The sequence below is a fragment of the Micromonospora sp. NPDC023737 genome, from assembly GCF_040639715.1.
In the GTDB taxonomy this organism is placed as follows: domain Bacteria; phylum Actinomycetota; class Actinomycetes; order Mycobacteriales; family Micromonosporaceae; genus Micromonospora.
Window position 1 is genome coordinate 359,742 of sequence record NZ_JBFAAL010000001.1, and the last position, 15,735, is coordinate 375,476.

Sequence of the window (15,735 nt, forward strand, 5' to 3'; positions counted from 1 at the left end):
GCGCCGCACTCCGGCCTCCTCGCCCTCGAAGCCGGGCGAGGAGGCCGGAGCCGTCCCGCGTCAGGGACGGTCGATCAACCGACCGGCGTGCAGGGTCGCGGTGAGCAGCTCTGGGTCGCCGGTGCGGTCGTACGACTCGACTGCCGTGTCGGCGAACTTCAGGACGTGCTCGTCGCCGTGCTCGGCCGCCTGCTGGAGCGCGTCCGCACGGGTCGGCTGCGGATGGCGTCGGACGATCTCCGCGTACGGTGCCGGCCGGGCCGGGGCGTACGTGGCGACGACCGCCACCACGGCCGCCCAGGCCGCCGTGAGGCTCGGCAGCCACTGTTCGGTCGGCAGGACCGGGAGCACGTGCCGCACGGCGTTGGGCGCGGTGGCGGCGTGCACCAGCAGGACCGGTGAGCCGTGACCGAACCCGAGGTAGGCCTTGGCTGCGAGGTCGACGAGCGATTCCACCCGCGCCGGGACCTGCTCGGCGGACGGGGCGGGTTCCAGCGCACGCAGGCTCGCGGTCCAGCCCGGGCTGCGCTCGAGCCGGTCGAGCCGGTGAGCGATGAAGCCGCTCTGGTCCTCGAGCCGGGTGACGGCCCGCAGGGCCTGGTCCGGTGTGAGGGTGCCCGCGGGCGCGACCGTCCCGCCGAGCTCGCGGTAACGTGCCGCCCAGAACGCCAGCCCGTGGGCCAATTCGTCGAGGGTCTGCCGGGCCGGTGGGCGATCCGTGCCGCGCAGCGTACGCACCGCGTGCCCGACCCGGATGACGCCGTGGGTGGAGCCGGCCACGATCCCCGGCAGCAGTCGCGGCCACCACTCGGCGAGCACCTCCGACCACGGGCGTTCGGTCAGCTCGTGCCGGAAGAACGCGGTCCAGTCCGGCAGCCGTCGTGCCTGGCCCAGCGCCACGTTCCACTCGCCGCGCCGGACGGCCTCGCTCGTGCCGGGCAGCTCCGCCAGGCGGCGTACGTAGCGCCCGAGCCAGCCCTCGACGTCGATGTCGAGCCCCCGCCGGACCATGACCTCCACGGCCATCGGGCCGTGGTTGGTCAGCCCGTGGTTGCCCTCCTCGTCGCCCCCGAACTCCGGCCCGTACGCGTGCAGCCGTTCGTAGGCCGCGGGCAGGGCGTCCGTCGTCGCTCCGCTGGTCATGGCGGCGGGGAGCCTCAGCGGACGACGTCGTAGACGAGCTTGGTGATGCCGTTGGCGTACGTCTCGGACTCGAGCAGCTTCAACATCTGCTTGTCCTTGTCGGTGTCGCTGAACATCCGCTTGCCGGCGCCGAGCAGCAACGGGTAGAGCAGCAGATGGTAGCGGTCGATCAGGCCGGCGTCGGAGAGGTTGCGGGCGAGGGTGGCGCTGCCGTGGATGAAGATCGGGCCACCGTCGGTCTCCTTGACCTTCGCGATGTCGTCGAGGCTGCGCAGGATCGTGATGTCACCCCAGTTGTCGACGAGGGCGTCCTCGCCGAGGGTGCCGGACACGACGTACTTCGGCAGCTCCTTGAGGTCGGCGAACTCCGCCATGTCCGGCCACACCGGCGAGAACACCTCGTAGCTCTTCCGGCCGAACATCAGCGCGGTGGCCTCCTGGGTCTCCCGGCCCTTGAGCTCGTACGCCTCGGGCACGACCTTGATGTCCTTGTAGGTCCAGCCACCGCTGCGGTGGTTCTCGGTCGGGCTGCCACCGCCGGGCGAGTCGACGACGCCGTCGAGCGAGACGAAGGCGGTGTAGATCAGCGTGCGCATTCTCAATGTCCTATCCGTTGTCCGAATGGTGACCTCAGTCTGTAGTGGTGTCCCACGCCCGGCCACGATTAGGCTCAGACCTAATCGGGAGGGGTGGCTGATTGATCCACCTGCACTTCACGGCGGCCGACCTGGCCCGGGTACGCTTCGCCGCCTCGCCCCTCACGGAGACCGTCGCCAGCCTCCGTGCGCTGGCCGCCGGGAGTCGGGGACGGCACCTGCACCGTCCCTGGATCGACCGGTTCGCCGAGTGCGCGGGCAGGCTGCGCAAGCGCGATCTGGACCTGCTGCGAGCGTTGGTGCGCCCGGCGGGCTACATCCCCGACTTCCTGGTACCGCCGCCGGGTCGCCGGTCCCCGACCTTCGCGGACGCCCTCGCGCAGGTCGCCGACGCCGACCCGGAGGCGGTGGCCAAGGAGTTGGCGCACCTGGCGTCACACCGGGTCGCCCAGCAGGGGCCCGGCTGCGAACGGCGGCGGGCACTGCTCCAGGCGCTGGTGGACCGGCCCGACGCGGGCATCGGACCGATCACCGAGGCGATCGAGGCGTACCACCGGGTTGCCATCGCCCCGCACTGGCCGCGGATCGACGCGCTGCTCAACGAGGACATCGCGTACCGGCTCGAGGCGCTGGCCGACGGTGGCGTCGACCGGATGATGAACAATCTGCATCCGTCGGTGACGTTCGCCGACCAGACGCTGACGATCGCCAAGTACTACGAGGGCCACGCCGACTGCGGCGGACGAGGCCTGCTCCTCGTGCCCTGCGCCTTCGCCTGGCCGGATGTCCTGGTGCGGACCGCGCAGCCCGAGTCGCCCAGCGTCTCCTACTCCCCGCGCGGTCTCGGCCGGCTCTGGGGAGAGCACTCCGAGCAGCCCGACTCGGCGCTCGCCGGCGTGCTCGGGCAGACCCGGGCCGCCCTGCTGGCCCAGCTCGATCTGCCGATGTCGACCAGCCAGGCCGCCACCCAGATGGCGCTCTCCGCGCCGACGCTCAGCGTGCACCTTCAGGCGCTGCGCGCCGCCGGACTGCTCACCTCGCGTCGCGCGGGCCGGCAGGTGCTCTACTCACGGACCGCACTCGGCGACCAACTGCTCAGCGAGGCGGGCCGACCCTCCGGCGCCTGAACGTGCCCATCCGGTGGTGTCGGGCGACACTCCCGACACCGGACGAGCGCTCGGATCGGCCGCTCTCAGCGCCGTCACAGCGTGAACCAGGCAGTATGTCATCAGGAGGTGTCACATCATGTCCGTCCTGAAGAGCCGTCCCGTTCTGCGCTGGCTGGTGCCGGTGGCCGCCGCCGTCACCGTGATCGGCGGTGGCGCCGCGGTCGGCACGTTCGCCGCCGAGGCCGAGCCGAGCCTGCCGCCCCGCACCGCCGCGCAGCTCCTGGTAGATCTGCAGACCTCGCAGCTGGAAGGGCTCTCGGGCACCGTCGTGCAACGGGCCGACCTGGGCCTGCCGTCGATCGCGGGCCTCGCCGCGGGCAGCAACGACCTGGCCGCGCTGGCCAGCGGTACGCACACCCTGCGGGTCTGGCACTCCGGGCCGGACCGGCAGCGGATCGCGCTGCTGGACACGCTCGGCGAACGCGACCTCATCCGCAACGGCCGGGACGTGTGGACCTGGGACAGCCGCGGCAACACGGCGACCCACCGCACCCTGGGCAGCGAGGCCGCCGGGAAGCGCGGGACCGGCGGCGACGCCGCGCCGGAGCTGCCGGCCACGCCCCAGGAGGCCGCCGACCAGGCGCTCGCCGCCATCGAGCCGAGCACCGTGGTCAGCGTCGGGCGCGCCGCCACGGTCGCCGGGCGGGAGGCGTACGAACTGGTGCTGGAGCCGCGCGACGAGGCGTCGCTGGTCCACCAGGTGCGGATCGCCATCGACGCCGACGAGCACGTCCCGCTGCGGTTCGAGATCTTCGCGACCGGCAGCGACCAGCCTGCCTTCGAGGTCGCGTTCACCCAGATCGACTTCCGGCGCCCGGACGCCGACCAGTTCACCTTCAACCCGCCGCCCGGCGTGACGGTGCGGGAGGAGAAGGCCGATCGGACGGACCGCCCGGCCGCCAGGCCCGCGATGCCGGAGCACCCGCAGTTGCGTACGGTCGGGACCGGCTGGACCACGGTGCTGGTGGCGCAGGTCGGCGCGAAGGGCGCCGCCGGGACCAAGAGCCCGGCCGGCGGTGAGATCGCCGGCGTGCTCGGCTCGTTGCCGGAGGTCAGCGGCGCCTGGGGCAGCGGACGGCTGTTCACCGCGAAGCTGTTCAACGTGCTGCTCACCGACGACGGCCGGGTGCTGGCCGGGGCGGTGACCCCGGAGCGGCTCTACGAGGCGGCCCGCGGCTGACCTGGCCACCCGCCCGATTCGACAGGGGCGGACATCGAGAGACGACGGCGCCGCCGGCACATCACCGGCGGCGCCGTCGCACGTACCGGACCGGTCGCGAAGTCCACCGGTCCGTTCGTTTGGCCGAGACGGCGGCGGCACGCTATCTTTCAGAATTCAGGCATAAAAAAAGAACGGCTAAAAAATGCCGTTCCAGCAACAATTATAGTTTCTAGGGAGACGGCTTGTCAAGGCACTCCGGCGGTACCGGCGAATTGCCGCTCGACGACGAGATCGGCCGCGAGCAGGAGTACGTCTCTGTGCTCTACCAACGCCTCGACCAGCTTCGTGAGCAGGCCGCCAGCCGGCTCACCGACGAGCTACGGACGACCGGCGGCACCCTCCAGGCCCGTTCCCAGCGCGACAGTTCGGTGCGCATGTACGCCGAACAGGTCGAGCAGCTCTCCGCGGTCGAGAACGGGCTCTGTTTCGGCCGGCTCGACGGCGAGGACGGTTCGCGTCGCTACATCGGCCGGATCGGCATCTTCGACACCAGCGGCGACTACGACCCGCTGCTGATGGACTGGCGGGCGCCGGCGGCCCGCCCGTTCTACCTCGCCACGGCCGCCAACCCGCAGGGCGTACGGCGCCGACGGCACCTGCGTACGCGGCAGCGCAAGGTGACCGGCCTCAACGACGAGGTGCTGGACATCAACACCGCCTCTCCCACGGCACACGAGGAGCTGACCGGCGAAGCGTCGCTGTTGGCGGCCTTGAACGCCGGGCGTAGCGGCCGGATGCGGGACATCGTCGAGACCATCCAGGTCGAACAGGACAAGATCATCCGCGCCGATCTTCCCGGCGTCCTCGTGGTCCAGGGCGGCCCGGGCACCGGCAAGACCGCCGTCGCGCTGCACCGGGCGGCGTACCTGCTCTACACGCACCGACGCGAGCTCTCCACCCGGGGCGTGCTGCTGCTCGGCCCGAACGCCACGTTCCTGCGCTACATCTCCCACGTGCTCCCGGCGCTGGCCGAGACCGGTGTGCTGCTGCGTACCCAGGCCGACCTCTTCCCCGGTGTACAGGCGCGCCGCGTCGAGCCCGCCGAGACCGCAGCGCTCAAGGGCCGCGCGGTGATGGTCGACGTGCTGGCGGCCGCGGTGCGGGACCGGCAGCGGGTGCCGGACGAACCGATGGAGATCGAGGTGGAGCGGGAAGCGCTCACCCTGGACCCCGAGACGGTACGCGCGGCCCGTGATCGGGCCCGCCGCACCGGCCGACCGCACAACCTGGCCCGGGCGCTCTTCGACGTCGAGATCGTCCACGCTCTCGCCGAGCAGGTGGCCGAGCGCATCGGCGCCGATCCGCTGGGCGGCGAGAACCTGCTCGACGAGGCCGACCGCGCTGAGATCCGCCGCGAGCTGCGGGAGGAGCCGGAGATCCGGGCGGCGTTGGACGAACTGTGGCCCGTGCTCAGCCCACAGCGACTCCTCGCCGACTTGTACGCCGACCCGGACCGCATCGCCACCGCGGCGCCGATGCTCACCGCGGAGGAGCGCTCGCTGCTGCACCGGGAGCCGGGCGGCTGGACGCCGGCCGACGTGCCGCTGCTCGACGAGGCCGCCGAACTGCTCGGCGAGGACGAGCGCGAGGCCGCGGCTCTCCGGGAGCGCATCCGCTCGCTCCAACGGGAGTACGCCGAAGGCGTACTGGAGATCGCCCGCGGCTCACGCTCGATCGACGTGGAGGACGAGGCCGACGGCGGTGAGATCCTCGGTGTGACCGACCTGATCGACGCCGAACGGCTGCTGGAACGGCAGGAGGAGACGGACCGGCTGACCACCGCGCAGCGAGCGGCGGCCGACCGGAAGTGGGCCTTCGGACACGTCATCGTGGACGAGGCGCAGGAACTGTCGCCGATGGCCTGGCGCCTGCTGATGCGCCGCTGCCCGAGCCGGTCGATGACCATCGTGGGCGACGTGGCGCAGACGGGCGCGCTCACCGGCACCCGGTCCTGGCGGGAGGCGTTGGCGCCGTACGTGGCCGACCGGTGGCGGCTGACCGAGCTGACCGTCAGCTACCGCACCCCGGCGGAGATCATGGCGGTCGCCGCCGACCTGCTCACCGAGATCGACCCGACGCTGACCCCGCCCCGCTCCGTACGCGCCAGCGGCGTACCGCCGTGGGACCGCACGGTCGCCGCGGACCGGCTGACCGTTGAGCTGGTCGACGCGGCGGCCCGGGAGGCGGCCGGGCTGGGCGACGGCCGGCTCGGCGTGATCGTGCCGGCCGGACTGGTCGACGAGCTGGGGGCGACGCTCACCGCGGCGCTGCCGGAGGCCGCCATCGGCGACAACCCCGAACTGGAGAGCCGGGTCGTCGTCCTCACCGTGGCGCAGGCGAAGGGGCTCGAGTTCGACTCGGTGCTGGTGATCGACCCGGACCTGATCGTGGCGGAGTCGCCGCGCGGCCGCAGCGATCTCTACGTCGCCCTCACCCGGGCCACCCAACGCCTCGGCGTCCTCCGCCCGGCCACGACGGCCTGACGGAGGACACCACCGGTCGATCATGAGGTTGGCGTGGGCTTTCGATCTCGGACAGTCCCGCCAACCTCATGATCACCGGGACGGGTCCGTCTCGGTGGTGAAGTTGCCCACCTGGCTGGCGCTGCTGGACTGGTCACTTGTGGATCCGCCGGCCGGGGTGCTCATGCCACCGGTGGTGGCGTCCCCGGTGGTCGTCGGCGCCACCTTGCCGCGATGTTGCTCCGGCTGCCGCGCCACCCGCCGCGCGCTGGCCGGGCCGGCGGTGCCGCCGGTCGTGGTGACCGCTCCCTGCCCGCCGACGGGCCCGCCGTCGCGGAGCACGGTCGGGTCGATCCGCTCGTGTGCCGGGTCGTCCGGGTCGACATCCTGAATCGCCCGCTGCACATCCGTGCGCGGCACCGTCACCTCGTCGACGGCGCCCTTGCCGTAGATCCCGCCGGCGATGCGTTCCTCGGCCCGCCGGGCGGCCTCCTGTCGCATGTCATCCTCACGCACGTCAAACCACCTCGCAGAAACGTCGGTCTCGCTGCGTGCCCGCCGCCGGGGACGTCAAACACGGCGGCCGCGCCGCGGATCCCGCGTCGAACAGCGACGGACGGCCCGGTCGCCGCAAAGGACGCCGTCGCGCCGGACCCTCAGCCGGCACGACGAACCTCCGTCAGGAGAAGGGAACGCGCACAACCACTCACGCATCGACGAGGTGGACATACACCGTCCCTACCGGTTAACCCGCGCGTTTCCCGCTGTGCGCCTCCCCGCCGTACCCACTGCCCATGCTGACCCGCGACCGGCGGGAGTGGCCTGCCGGAGGAGGAGTGACAGCGTGCGCACAGTACGACGTATCGCGGTCGCGGCCCTTGCGGCGGCGACCGTGACAACCGGGCTCACGGCGCCCGCCGCAGCGAAGCCGCGTCCGGACCGGACGTTCGACCTGCAGGCTCACCGCGGCGGCCTCGGGCTGCGGGTGGAGAACACGCTCGCCTCGTTCGGCAACGCCCTCCAGCTCGGGGTCGGCACCCTCGAACTGGACGTACAGATCACCGAGGACGGGCAGGCCGTGGTGACCCACGACCGCAGGATCAGCGGCGCGAAGTGCGTCGACACCGCGCCGGTGACGCCCGGCGATCCGGAGTACCCGTACGTCGGGAAGTACGTCAACACGCTCACCCTGCCCCAGGTACGCACCCTCGACTGCGGCTCGAAGACGCTGGCGGACAAGCCGGGTCAGCTCGCCGTGCCGGGTGCGCGGATGCCACTGCTGCGCGAGGTCTTCGACCTGGTGAAGCGGTACGACGCCGACGACGTGAAGCTCAACGTGGAGACCAAGGTGGAGGCCGGCGCGCCGGCCGAGACCGCGCCTCGGGAACAGTTCGTGCAGGTCACCGCGGCCGAGATCCGCCGCGCCGGCCTGCTCGGGCAGGTGACGATCCAGAGCTTCGACTGGGGCGCGCTGATGCGGATGCGCCAGGTCGAACCACGGCTGCCGCTGGTGGCCCTCACCAACTACGACTTCCTGCAGACGGGCCAGCCGGGCGCTTCGCCGTGGCTGGGCGGCCTCGACATCGACGACTTCGGCGGCGATCCGATCAAGGCAATCCGCAGCTTCGGCGCGGCCGCGTTCTCACCCGTGCACGGCTTCCCACAGAACGGCATGGTCACCGACCCCGACTATCAGCCGTACGTCACCAAGGAGATGGTGGCGCGGGCCCACCGCTACGGCATCAAGGTGATCCCGTGGACGGTGGACGACGTGCCGACCATGGCGAAGCTCATCGACGACGGCGTGGACGGCCTCATCACCGACTACCCGGACCGGCTGCGCGGCCTGCTCGCGCAGCGCGGCTACCGGCTGCCGAAGGCGTACGCCTCGCCCTTCGACATTCAGGCGCACCGCGGCGGCCGGGCCGAACTGCCGGAGAACACCCTGCCCGCGTTCACCAACGCGCTGGGGAACAAGGCGATCTCGACCCTGGAGCTCGACACGGGGGTCACCGCCGACGGCGCGCTCGTCGTGCTGCACGATCGCGCCATCAACGGTTCGCACTGCGTCGACACCGCGCCGGCCCGCCCGGGTGACCCGGAGTTCCCGTACGTCGGCAAGCTGGTGCACGAGCTGACCCTCGCACAGATCAAGACGATCGACTGCGGCACCAGGACGCTGCCCGAGCTACCCGAGCAGGTGCCCGCTCCCGGTGCCCGGATCCCCACACTCGACGAGGTCTTCGCGCTGGTGGAGCGCAGCGGCCGGAACGACATCCGGATGAACATCGAAACCAAGATCAGCCCACTGGTCGACGACACCGAGCCGTACCGCAGTTTCACCCGCAAGCTGGTGACCGCGATCGAGCGGGCCGGGTTCACCGACCGCGTCACGATCCAGTCCTTCGACTGGCGAACCATCACCTACGCCCGCCGGCTGAACAAGCGCATCGACACCGTCGCGCTGCTCTGGCAGTACGGCCCGGCCGAGTGCGCCAGCCTCGCCGACGAGTGCTCGTTGCAGGCGGTGTACGGCGACCGGTCCGTGAAGAGCCCCTGGACGGCCGGGCTGGACTGGTGGAAGTACCAGGACCTCGGGAAGCTGATCCGGGCCGCCGGCGCCGGCACCGTGTCGGCCAACTGGCAGGTGCACGACCCGGCGCAGGGCACCGTCGCCTCAGCCGACTGGTACCTGCGCGAGAACCCGGCGTACTTCCACGGACCGGATGTGCGGACCCTGCAGAGCCGGTACGGGCTGAAGGTGGTTCCCTACACCGTCGACGACGCGTCGGTGATGCAGCGCGTGATCGAACTCGGTGTGGACGGCATCATCACCGACGACCCCGCCCTGCTGGTCGGCGTCGCGATCCGCAACGGCCTGCGCTGACGTACCACGCCGGTGGTGCCCGCCCAGGGCGTCACCGGCGTCGGTGCGACGCAGACCACCGCCGATTTCCGGACCGGCACCGGGTGTTACCTCTCCCTGAGCCTCGGGTAGTCGGTGAGCGTCCCCGCCACGAGACCCGAAACCATGCCGTGGCCGAAACGCGGTAGCGGGGCGGGGAGCGCACGACTCATCGCATCCTGAGGAGGACAAGATGAGCACCCAGGCTGCATCCACCAGGCCGATGAACCGACCGGCCGCCGACGTTCAGAACCGTCAGGCCATGCAGGAGACGCCGACGCGTCCGATGCCGGTGATCAGTGACGGGCATCGGGAGCAGATGCCGCAGACCGGCACCGAGACCAAGCAGGCGTTTCTCACGACGGAATTCTGGATTTACGCCGTCGTGATGGCGGGCGTGGTGATCGCCGCGTTCTGGGGCGGTTCGGACACCAACGGGTTGAACATCAACAACCCGGTTCAGTCGTGGTGGATCATCGCCGCGCTGACCGCCGGTTACCTGGTGAGCCGAGGTCTCTCGAAGGCCGGGTCGCCGAAGCGGTCGCTCAGCGAGCGGCGCACCGGCCGGCGTTGACGCTTCCTACGGACGGCGGCCTCCGGGAACTCCCGGAGGCCGCCGTCCTACGCGTCCCACTTGCGAAACCGATGGACCTACTCGTCGAAGCCGAGGTCCTCGCCCAGGTCGCCCTCGAAGGCGTCCTCGATCAGCTCCCCGGCGACCAGGCCGCCGGCGACGCCGAGCGCGCCGGCGGCGAGCATCCCGCCCATCCCCGGGCCACGCCCGTGTCCGTGGTGTCCCTGGTGGCCGCCGTACGCCGGGGCGTGCCCGAAGCCGCCGGCGTGCATGCTGCCGTAGTGCGAGGTCGTCTCGCGTAGCCAGCCGTCGACGACCTGCGTCCAGTCGAGCCGGTCGGCGTCGGCGTGCGCGACCTGGTAGCGGCCGTAGCTGTCGTGCCCGGAGCTGAGGAAGCCGCCCCGCTTGTCGCACTCCAGCACCACGTCGACGCCGTACTGGTTGGTCACGAAGGTCAGCTCGACTTCGCGGACCGTCTGCGCGTACTGCGGCGCCGCGAAGAACTCGATCTCCTGGTAGAACGGCAGCGTCTGCTGCACGCCGTAGATCTGACCGCGTTCGAGGTCGGCGTTCTTGAACCGGAAGCCGAGGCGCTGGAACGCGTCGAGGATCCGCTCGTGCACCGGCAGCGGGTGCACCGCCACCTGGTCCAGATCGCTCTTGTCCACCGCGCGGGCCACCGCCAGCTCGGTACGCAGACCCATCGTCATGCCGCGCAGCCGCTGGCCGTAGACGTCGGTGATCGGCGTCTCCCACGGCACCGGCAGCTGGAACGGGATGGCCAACTGCTGCTTCGGGGCCAGCTCCAGCGGGCCGCTGACCACCATGCGGTGGAACTCCACCATGCCCGCGTACTCGGTGTCGTGCCCCTCGATCTCGACCCGGGTGACCAGCCCGAGCACCACCTGCTCGATCTTTGCCGGCGTGTCCCCGCCGAGCAGGTTGACCTGCCCGTCGAGGCCCAGACCCGGACGGGTGTTCGGGTTGGTCAGCACCGTGTCGACGCTGGGGCCGCCCACACCGAACGCGCTCATCATCTTCTTGAAGACCATCGGAACTCCCGTGCGACCGCCGAGGGCTCCACCGTGGAGCCGGACGTTGCTCGATCGCACCCTATCGAGCACCCCTGTGAGGTCCCTGTGAAGCGCGCCGGTACGGGTGACGGCAGGCGGGTCGGCCGGTGGGTCGCCAGCTACCGCGCGTCACGGCCGGCGGTTGCCGCGCGTTGGTCGTGACACAAGGGTCCGGCGCAGTTGCTTCCCCGTGCAACCCGCCGAGGGGGACACCGCGTGACTAACTCGAATCGTGGGGACGGAGGTTTCTCATGGCTGATCGCGACGCCGCGTTCGCGGAGTACTTCGCGGCGCGGTCGGACGCGATGCGTGCCACCGCCTATTTGCTCTGTGGCGACTGGCACCGGGCGGAGGACCTGGTGCAGACGGCGTTCACGAAGCTCTACCTGGTCTGGAACCGGGTGGCGCGGCACGAGGTGCTGGACTCCTACGTGCGCCAGATCCTGGTCCGCACGTTCCTCGACGAGCGACGGCGCGGCTGGTGGCGACGAGAGCAGGTGGGCGGCGCGGACACCGATCGGCCGACGCCGCCGCACTCGCCGGAGAACCGGTTGGTGATGCTCCAGGCGTTGGCCGCCGTGCCGCCGCGCCAACGTGCCGTCCTGATTCTCCGGTACTGGGAGGACCTGTCGGTCGAGGAGTCCGCCACGCTGCTGGGCTGCTCACCCGGGACGGTGAAGAGCCAGGCCGCCCGGGGCCTCGACACGCTCCGCGGCCTCCTCCCCGTCAGTCACAACGAGATCCAGTAGGAGGCCCGATGAACGGGGACGAGCTGCGTGCGGCGCTACGCGGCGAGATGGCGGCCAGTCACCCACCACCACCACTGGGTACCGCCGGCATGCTCGGCGTGGCCCGGCGGGCCCGCGCACGCCGCCGTACCATCTGGGCCTGCGCCGGATCCGCCGCAGCGGTGTTGGCCCTCGCCGGCGTCGCCACCGCGAACACCCCGGACGGCAGCTACTCCGGCCCCGCGGGTCCAGCGCCGGCCACGCCACCGACGAAGCCGGCCGGCCCCGCGTCGGCCGTGCCGCCCACGTCGAAGGATTCCGCGACGCCGTGGCCGACCGGACCGGACGGCCACCCGCAGGAAGACCGGACCGCACAGGCCGGTTCGAGGTACGACCAGGGTGTCCGGCTGCTCGGTGAGATCGTCTCCGTCGTACCCACCGGTTACACCGCGCCCGAGGACGCGCCGGGCCGGCCGGCGGACGCGATGCCGCTACGAAGCCACCAGGCGCAGTTCGAGGAGCGGGTGGACGGTGTCGACGTCTGGAGTTACATGTCGTCGGCGGCCCTCGCCCAGGGCGATCGGACCGGCCGGCTGCTCGTCGAGACACACACCGCGGGCAATGAGCTACCGAGCGAGCCGTGCGCGCTCGCCCGCGGGTTCTGGGGCATGCAGGGCGAGTGCCAGGTGGTGACCGTCGAAACGGCGCAGGTGGGTGTGGTGGCCCGGCCCACCGTGGACGACCGGTTCGACCAGTGGGCGGCCTACCGGCATCCGGACGGCGTGGTGGTCTTCGTCGCTCAGGGGCGGACGCTCGACGCGAACGAGCCGGGTCTCGTCACGCTGCCGTTCTCCCTTCGGCAGCTGGCGGGCCTCGCCGTCGACGAACGTTTCCACCTGGAGTGAGGGGCCGGGCGGTCGACTGTCCGCGCCCAACGGCACGGCAGCCGACGGCCGGCGGGACGTCCGCTCGTCGAGCCGGTGCTACGTCGGCTCGACGAGGACCAGCTCACCGACCTGCTCACCGATGAGCGTCCGCCCCTCCGGGGGCAGCCCGGCGTCGGTGATCAGAATGTCGGCGGCCTCCAGCGGCGCGATGGTGGCGATCCCGATCGTCTCCCACTTGGTGTGGTCGGCGAGCACCACCAGCCGGCGGGCCGCGCCGATGAGGCATCGGTTGACGCCCGCCTCGAGCAGGTTCGGCGTGGTGAAGCCCGTACGCGGGCTCATCCCGTGCACGCCGAGGAAGAGCAGGTCGACGTTGAGCGTGCCGATCGCCGACTCGGCCACCGGGCCGGTGAGCGCGTCCGAGGGCGTACGGATGCCGCCGGTCAGCACGACCGTCTGGTCGGCCCGGGGATCCTGGTAGAGCGCGTCGGCCACCGGGATCGAGTTGGTCACCACGGTGAGGCCGCGTACCTCGGAGAGCAGCCGTGCCAGCGCGGCGGTGGTCGTACCGGCGGAGAGCGCGACGGCCATGCCGGGCTCCACGAGCGAGGCGGCCCGCCGGGCGATGGCCCGCTTCTCGGCCTGCTGGCGGATCGACTTCGCCGCGAATCCCGGCTCTTCGGCGGAGCCCGGCCCGGCCAGCGTCGCGCCGCCGTGCACCTTGTCCACCAGGCCCCGTTCGGCCAGCACCTCCAGGTCCCGCCGGATGGTCATGTCCGACACGCCGAACCGGCTCACCAGGTGGCTGACCCGGACGCCGCCGTGCTGCCGGATCAGCTCGAGGATGGCGCTCTGCCGTTGCTGGGCGAGCATCCGGTCAACCTCCTTCGACCCGTCGCCGCCGGTGGGTCAGGCCGTCGCCGCGGCGTCCTCACGGACCACCGCGACCTCGCCGGCGGGCACCAGCAGCTCGCCGTCGCACCGTTCGCCGGTCAGCAGGTCGACGCCGGCGGCGGCGATCCTCGCGGCGTCCTCGGTGTGGTTGACCACGAACAGCCAGCTGCCTTCGCCGGCACGGCGGCGGACCACCTCCACGCCGGCCGGTGCCGCGGCGGCCGGCCGGACGCCGGACTCGGCAACCAGGCGGGCGACCAGCCGGTCGGTGGCCGGCTGCGCCAACCGGGTGCCGACGTACCAGGCGGCGCCCGCGCCCACCGCGTGCCGGGTCACCGCGGCCACGCCGGGCAGCGGCCCGTCGGCGTACGAGGCGAGCACTTCCGCGCCCTCCGGGTGCAGCCACTCCGTCCACACGTCGGCCGTGGTCCCGTCGTCGAGCCGGACCTGCTCCCCCTCGCGCAGCGGGAAGAACTCCTCGGTCCGCACACCGAGCAGCTCGCGGAACGCGCCCGGGTAGCCGCCCAGCCGGATGTGGTCGTGCTCGTCGACGATGCCGCTGAAGTAGGTGACCAGTGCGGTGCCACCGGACTCGACGAACCGGCGCAGCGCGGCGGTGTCGGCGTCCCGGGTCAGGTAGAGCGTGGGCACCAGGACCAGCCGGTACCGGTCCAGGTCGGCCGAGGGGTGCACGACGTCGACCGTGATCCCGGTGCGCCAGAGCGAGTCGTAGAGCGCGGTGATCCGGTCCAGGTACGTGACGTCGGCGCTGGGGTGCGAGTCGAGTTCGACGCCCCACCAGGCCTCGTAGTCGAAGAGGATCGCCACCTGGGCGTCGACCCGGCTGCCCCGGATCTCGGCCAGCGCTTCGAGGTCGGCGCCGAGCCGGCAGACCTCACGGAAGACCTTGGTCTCCGGGCCTGCGTGCGGCACCAGCGCCGAGTGGAACTTCTCCGCACCCGCCCGGGACGCCCGCCACTGGAAGAAGAGCACCCCGTCGGCGCCCCGGGCCACGTGCGTCAGGCTGTTGCGGCGCAGCTGGCCGGGGGTCTTGGCGATGTTGCGTGGTTGCCAGTTGACCGCGCTGGTGGAGTGCTCCATGAGCAGCCAGGGTTCGCCACCGGCGACACCGCGGGTGTGATCGGCGGAGAACGCCAGCCCGACGTGCGCCCTCGGATCGGCGGCGGTCAGGTAGTGGTCGTTGGCGACGAGGTCCACGTCGCCGGCCCACGAGTGGTAGTCGAGGTGCTTGATGCCCGTGCCGATCATGAAGTTCGTCGTCACCGGCTGGCGGACCAGCCCGCGCAGCACCTCGCGCTCGGCGCGCAGTTGCGCGCGCTGTTCGTCGGAGGAGAAGCGCAGGAAATCGAGTTGCTGGGTGGGGTTGGCGAAGGTCGGCGCGCTGCGCGGCGGATTGATCTCGGCCCAGTCGGCGTACCGCTGGCTCCAGAAGGCGGTGCCCCAGGCGGCGTTGAGCCGCTCCAGGTCGCCGTAGCGCTCGCGCAGCCAGGCCCGGAACGCCTCGGCGCTGACGTCGCAGTAGCAGTGCACGTTGTGGCAGCCGAGCTCGTTCGACACGTGCCACATGACCACGGCGGGATGCTCGGCGTACCGGGTGGCGATCGTTTCCACCAGTGCGAGCGACCGCTCCCGGAAGATCGGGGAGCTCGGGCAGTACGCCTGCCGGCCGCCCGGCCAGAGGATCGTGCCGTCGGCCCGGCGAGGCAAAGTCTCCGGGTGGTGCCGCGCCAGCCAGGGTGGCGGGCTCGCGGTGGCGGTGGCCAGGTCGACGTCGACACCACCGGAGTGCAGCAGGTCGAGCACCCGGTCCAGCCAGCCGAACTCGTACCGGCCGGGCGCCGGTTCGAGCAGGGCCCAGGAGAAGATCCCGACGGAGACCAGGTTGACCCCGGCCCGGCGCATGAGTTGGACGTCCTCGGCCCAGGTCTCCTCCGGCCACTGCTCCGGGTTGTAGTCGCCGCCGTAGAAGATCCGATCGCCCTGCCATTGCCGCATGGCAGCAGAGCGTGCCCCTATCGATCCCTCAAGTCAACAGATTCCAACATAGAAAGGTTTCCAACG

At 71.5% G+C, this 15,735-nt stretch carries 13 protein-coding genes; 7 read left to right on the top strand and 6 right to left on the bottom strand.

Annotated features, from left to right (window positions below; all coding sequences use genetic code 11):
- Window positions 1-60 precede the first annotated feature (60 nt).
- Together AB0F98_RS01595 and AB0F98_RS01600 are read right to left on the bottom strand one after the other, a co-directional pair.
- The gene (locus tag AB0F98_RS01595; protein WP_357727001.1) at window positions 61-1,143 is read right to left on the bottom strand and encodes a questin oxidase family protein; all 1,083 of its coding nucleotides are present in this window, start codon (window positions 1,141-1,143) and stop codon (window positions 61-63) included.
- Between the two features lie 14 nt (window positions 1,144-1,157).
- Window positions 1,158-1,739, bottom strand: coding sequence for a dihydrofolate reductase family protein (locus AB0F98_RS01600; protein WP_357727004.1), 582 nt, complete (start codon window positions 1,737-1,739; stop codon window positions 1,158-1,160).
- A 101-nt stretch (window positions 1,740-1,840) separates the two neighbouring features.
- Here AB0F98_RS01600 and AB0F98_RS01605 point away from each other — a divergent pair, with 101 nt between their 5' ends.
- From AB0F98_RS01605 to AB0F98_RS01615, 3 genes are all read left to right on the top strand, one after another.
- Window positions 1,841-2,866 carry a DUF5937 family protein gene (locus tag AB0F98_RS01605; protein ID WP_357727007.1) on the top strand — a complete coding sequence of 342 codons (1,026 nt, stop codon included), beginning with the start codon at window positions 1,841-1,843 and terminating at the stop codon, window positions 2,864-2,866.
- A 118-nt stretch (window positions 2,867-2,984) separates the two neighbouring features.
- Complete coding sequence (locus tag AB0F98_RS01610) at window positions 2,985-4,088, top strand: sigma-E factor regulatory protein RseB domain-containing protein (protein ID WP_357727010.1); 1,104 nt, start codon at window positions 2,985-2,987, stop codon at window positions 4,086-4,088.
- Window positions 4,089-4,312: 224 nt separating this feature from the next.
- Window positions 4,313-6,613, top strand: a complete 2,301-nt coding sequence (locus AB0F98_RS01615; RefSeq protein WP_357727013.1) for an AAA family ATPase — start codon at window positions 4,313-4,315, stop codon at window positions 6,611-6,613.
- A 72-nt stretch (window positions 6,614-6,685) separates the two neighbouring features.
- On the opposite strand, the gene AB0F98_RS01620 is transcribed toward AB0F98_RS01615, so the two are convergent.
- Window positions 6,686-7,108 carry a hypothetical protein gene (locus AB0F98_RS01620; RefSeq protein ID WP_350788391.1) on the bottom strand — a complete coding sequence of 141 codons (423 nt, stop codon included), beginning with the start codon at window positions 7,106-7,108 and terminating at the stop codon, window positions 6,686-6,688.
- Window positions 7,109-7,436: 328 nt separating this feature from the next.
- Here AB0F98_RS01620 and AB0F98_RS01625 point away from each other — a divergent pair, with 328 nt between their 5' ends.
- On the top strand, window positions 7,437-9,479 hold the full coding sequence (locus AB0F98_RS01625; protein WP_357727017.1) for a glycerophosphodiester phosphodiesterase family protein: 2,043 nt from the start codon (window positions 7,437-7,439) through the stop codon (window positions 9,477-9,479).
- A gap of 211 nt (window positions 9,480-9,690) precedes the next feature.
- Window positions 9,691-10,071, top strand: a complete 381-nt coding sequence (locus tag AB0F98_RS01630; protein WP_357727020.1) for a hypothetical protein — start codon at window positions 9,691-9,693, stop codon at window positions 10,069-10,071.
- A gap of 77 nt (window positions 10,072-10,148) precedes the next feature.
- Here AB0F98_RS01630 and AB0F98_RS01635 read toward each other — a convergent pair whose 3' ends face one another.
- Entirely contained in the window at window positions 10,149-11,123 is a 975-nt protein-coding gene (locus tag AB0F98_RS01635) for a sporulation protein (protein ID WP_357727023.1), read from the bottom strand.
- A 272-nt stretch (window positions 11,124-11,395) separates the two neighbouring features.
- Here AB0F98_RS01635 and AB0F98_RS01640 point away from each other — a divergent pair, with 272 nt between their 5' ends.
- Together AB0F98_RS01640 and AB0F98_RS01645 are read left to right on the top strand one after the other, a co-directional pair.
- Complete coding sequence (locus AB0F98_RS01640) at window positions 11,396-11,893, top strand: SigE family RNA polymerase sigma factor (RefSeq protein WP_357727025.1); 498 nt, start codon at window positions 11,396-11,398, stop codon at window positions 11,891-11,893.
- Window positions 11,894-11,901: 8 nt separating this feature from the next.
- A complete protein-coding gene (locus AB0F98_RS01645) occupies window positions 11,902-12,777 on the top strand; it encodes a hypothetical protein (RefSeq protein WP_357727028.1) in 876 nt (291 codons plus the stop codon).
- A 78-nt stretch (window positions 12,778-12,855) separates the two neighbouring features.
- Here the strand turns inward: AB0F98_RS01645 and AB0F98_RS01650 are convergent, their stop codons facing one another.
- Window positions 12,856-13,632, bottom strand: coding sequence for a DeoR/GlpR family DNA-binding transcription regulator (locus AB0F98_RS01650; protein WP_357727031.1), 777 nt, complete (start codon window positions 13,630-13,632; stop codon window positions 12,856-12,858).
- Between the two features lie 36 nt (window positions 13,633-13,668).
- Window positions 13,669-15,669 (bottom strand): beta-galactosidase, encoded by a 2,001-nt coding sequence (locus tag AB0F98_RS01655; RefSeq protein WP_357727034.1) that lies wholly within the window; start codon window positions 15,667-15,669, stop codon window positions 13,669-13,671.
- Window positions 15,670-15,735 lie beyond the last annotated feature (66 nt).